Here is a 4,691-nt window from a genome sequence, read left to right on the forward strand (position 1 = left end):
AAAGGTCCAAATAAATAGGTTCTTGGATTATTGTTTCCGTCATTTAAAATATCTGCGGCATTATTATCTGACAATAAAAAGTCTTCCCATGTTTCGCCAGATAATGGTGGTGAAATAAGGTCATTTCCACCAGAGTTAGCGTTAACATATCGCTCATATTTTACGGGTCCTACGATGGTACCATCATTAATTAAACTAGAGTACAATTGCGATGTGGAATTTAAAGTTGCTGTATTCGTTGTTAATGTTACACCATTATCTATGGTAAGCGCGGCTCCTGGATTTACTGTTAGCGAATTGCATATCATATTAGCTGATAAAACAGCATTACCAGCCTCAACAATAATCTCATCATTTACGTTAGCTACTCCATTAGGATCACTTGGTGACCAGATACCATTATTAAAGGTGTAAGTAATGCCAGGTATTGCGCTACAGCCAATTAACTCTATCTCTGCTAATTGCGTCATGCCTTCAGGATCACCACCGTTTTTTGTGATTTCTAATCGATACGTATCATAAGCCGTTTCATTGGCAAACACAAATTCAATAGACTGATATCTATTAGGGAACTGTACTCCTGTCCAACTATTTATTTCTGTATAGTTTCCACCATTGGATCCTAATAATTTAAAATCTTCTGGATCTCTATTTGGCTCGTCATTAGCACTTGTAATAATTAATCTATTCACCCATTTCGGGTCATTAAATTCAATTGAGATATAACTTGGGTTGGCTACAGTTGGATTTCCACCATCATCTAACCACTTACTAAAATCAGACTCTGTTTTTTTATTATCAAAGGCCTTAAATCTGTTTTCTGCTTCATTAATTTCAGCTCTTGCAAGAATAGTACCTGTACCTACAGGGTCGGTGTGATCTATTATTACACCATTACAATCGTACGGTAGCACTGTGATCTCGGAAGAGTCTGTAAATCCACCTTCAGAAGTTGTTCCAGTAATTGTAGCAACACCTCCCGCAATTCCTGTTACATTCCCTACAGCATCTACTGTAGCAACAGTCTCGTCACTTGAAGACCATACCACGTTTTGATCACAAGCAGTTTCAGGCAATACAGTAGCCACTAAAGTAATGTTTTCTCCTTCAAGAAGTGTTTCTGACTCCTCTAATACTGTTATCCCTGTTACAGGAATTAACTTTGTAAATGTCCATTTAAAAAAATCAGAGCCATTATACTCGTAGGTCTTAATGCTACCACCATTTACTGTTGAGTTGTTCTCTATACCAAGGTAAAGATCATTTGCTTTACTTTTTATAGCATACTCATTATTTCCTAAATAATCTAAAGAAAACAACTGCGCATCAGTACCATTCCCTTCGTACTGTATTAGATTCGTTCCTGGGGCTTGTCCTTGCCCTGCTACATCTATAAATTTATCACTATGAACTGCTTTAAACGTATGGTAATTATTTCCATCTGGTTCTACAACAAATTGCTGATTTGCACCTCCTACATATTGCCATTGATGAACATCTGCTGAATTCGCTTGAGATACACCTTCAATATCCATTACCAATCCTGTAGCTACATTCGTCACAATATAAGTACAAGCTTCTATTGTAGGGTTTTCAAAATTAGGATCTAATTGGTTTATCCATTCTTCAATAAGATCTACACCTGGTTGATCTACTACGTTTTTAGCAATAGGAGGCATTGCTACAGTTTGATCTACGCTTTCCATTCTATGAAAAAGTATAGAATTATCAGCATCACCTGCAATTACTATTTTATCCAAACCATCAACAGGTGAATTTGTTCCTGCGTACATAAGACCTGTTTCCACTAAAGTGTTAGATAATCTTAAATCAAATTGTGCTCTATCTCCTGATCCACCAGGTCTATGACAATAAGCACAATTATTATCTAGATAAGATCTTGCTCTTTCATCTAAACTAGCATTAGGATCATCTATAGCTTTATGCGTTTGATATCCTAATACAGTATTATCATCAATGATTTCGTCTAGGATTCCTAAATGGCTTAAGGTCACTAATTGATTAGCATTAATTGAAGTTTGAGGATACGTGAAATTAGAATTTAAATTCCTAGTTCGTGGCCCTAATGTTCCTTTAGTCGCAGGATTATGACAAGCAATACAGTCTTGCGTACTTGGATATGACCAGGTTTGATATCTTGAAGAGCCACTCGTTGTGGTGATCTCAATATTTTCGTCCAAACCAGAATCTAATAAAACAGCATCTGTGCCTGCACTATTCCACTTATAGGTTAAAAAATAAAAACTACCTGAACTTGCTTTAACCGAAAATCGAGTTTCTAAACGCTTTGTAATATTAGGGTTTGCATCATCTATTGGCAATTCAAAATGTTTTATAAGAACTGAACCAATTGGAAACTCCCAATCGCCATCTTCTGAAAAACTAATTTTTTCTTGTGGAGTATCATGTGATCCATCATTAGGTATTACCATCCATCGCTGTTTCTCTGCTCCGTCGGACCAAAATGATTCTACTAAGTCATATGGTAAAACCCCAGAATTTGGTGTTAATGTCGTTAAGTCTTGAAATGCACCTGTTTCTGAGAGTAGCTGAGGCACGTCATCAAATGGTGACTCATTTACCTGAGTTAATTTATATAAAGGCACATTATTTCCTTGGGTTAACAAATAGAGTTCCCCTTGGTTATCTTCTCCAAAAGATATAATATTAGTATTTTCATGTGGTGCTACAGGTGCGAAATTTGTTATAAGGTTGAATACACCTGTTGTAGTGTCAACAGCCCAAATTTCTTTACCTAACCCATAGTCTGCGCAGATATACATGCCATAAAATTCCGGCATATTTGTGCCACGATACACGTAACCTCCCATTAAAGCATTAGCTTCCGAACGTGGAAAAGCAACTAAAGGAGCTTCGTGTGGCATATTGTTATACATGCCGCTATCTGGCGCAGGACAATTTGGTCTAGGTCCGGCGACATTACCTTCGTAAACTGGCCATCCATAATTCTTACCTTTACTAACTACATTAATCTCCTCGTGCGTACCCTCACCAATTTCTCCAATATACATTGTACCAGTTAATGCATCTTTAGTCATTCTATGTGGATTTCTGTTACCAATGGTATAATATTCTTCAAAGTTTAAACCTGTAGGACTTAAAAATGGATTATCATTTGGAATACCATAGCCTACACCAGAAATTTCATCAGCAAAACGGCCAGTATCTAATGTTCTAATTGGATCATGACTTTTGGTTGGGTCTTGATCCACATCTATACGTAAAACACCACCATCTAAATTGGTCGTTATATTTTGTGATTTACTATAAGCAGATTGTTCACCTGTAGATAAGTACAAAAACCCATCATCACCAAACTCTAAGGCTCCACCTCGATGAGTAGAACTAAACATCCTTAGTTTAAGCATGGTTAATTCTGAACTTAAATCAAGTGTAAATGTTATTGGGTCGACTTCAAATCGTTTTAAATACAGAAATCCTCCCCAATAATCTTCTTGATAACAACCAAAACCACTTACAAAAGCATTCGGATAATCATTACCATTCCCATCTTTAGAAGTGTAGTACATGTAAAAATAATTTTTACCTGGTATACCAAATTCAGGGTGTATTTCTAAACCTAAAAATCCACCATCCCAAACTACTCCAACGTCATTTGATAGATCGGCTAAAAGGTTTTTTGTGGGAACAGTATTGTCATTCTCAAACCAATAAATTTCACCGTTTTGCTGACCTACTACCAATTTATCACTATTGGGAACTGCAGTAAATGTTAGCGGCGAGTTAAATGTCATATTTGAAAAAACAGGTTGATACGGATTTGAAGATGCTGTTACATCTGGAAAACTTCCGTTTAAAAATGCCCCAACCGCTTCAGGTTGAGTTAATCCTGGTCCAAAAAAATACGGAGCCATACCTATAATGGCAACAATTGAAATCCCTATAAGCCCCAAGGAAATCTTGTTTTTTTTAATTTTAAGATTCATTGTTTGAAGAGTTAATTAATAGCAATACAAATTAATCACTAAAAATTAAAACTTGCCTTTCAGCAAGACAAACGGTGCTTTTAACCGACAAACTACCTGTTTATCAGGTATCTATACTTCTTTTTAACCGTAAAATCGATTTACAACATTGATAATGACCTATAAAATAAGGTGTTATAACCTTAAAAATATTATCGCTTTTAAAGATTTTAGAGCATCTTAGATACTTAATAATAAGATAAAAAAAAAGCTACCTTTAATAAAGGCAGCTTTTTAATATTAATTTATTAAGACCTATCTAATAATAAGCTTTTGTGTTTTAACTTGACTATCATTAAACACTTTAACAAAATATACTCCAGTTCCTATTCTCGAAACATCAATAGTATTTACTAAGTCTAAGTGATTTATAGATTGTTTTAACACTACACGACCATGAATATCATAAAGATTAACTTCTGTGGCAGCATTAAGCACTCCTTTAATCACTATTGCTTTTGGACTGGTTGTGCTAAAAACCTGTAATGAATTGAAATCATTGTCTTCTAATGATAACACAGACGATGATAAACGAAGATAGAAGCGACCTGTTCCATTTAAATCCATATTTGGCGTTAACGTGTAATCACCAGAATTTAATAAAGTAACCGTATGAGCTACATTGTCTTCTAAATATACGTTAACATCATTAGGCAAAGTACT

The 4,691-nt window shown here is 35.3% G+C and carries 2 protein-coding genes; both read right to left on the bottom strand.

What is annotated here, in order from left to right:
• Window positions 1-3,989 (bottom strand): PQQ-dependent sugar dehydrogenase (locus tag ITJ86_RS17030; RefSeq protein WP_195872857.1); only part of this gene is annotated, 3,989 nt, incomplete at its 3' end.
• A 294-nt stretch (window positions 3,990-4,283) separates the two neighbouring features.
• The coding region (locus tag ITJ86_RS17035; RefSeq protein ID WP_195872858.1) for a T9SS type A sorting domain-containing protein at window positions 4,284-4,691 on the bottom strand (408 nt) is incomplete at its 5' end.

The sequence above is a fragment of the Winogradskyella marina genome (genome assembly GCF_015645385.1).
In the GTDB taxonomy this organism is placed as follows: Bacteria; Bacteroidota; Bacteroidia; order Flavobacteriales; family Flavobacteriaceae; genus Winogradskyella; species Winogradskyella marina.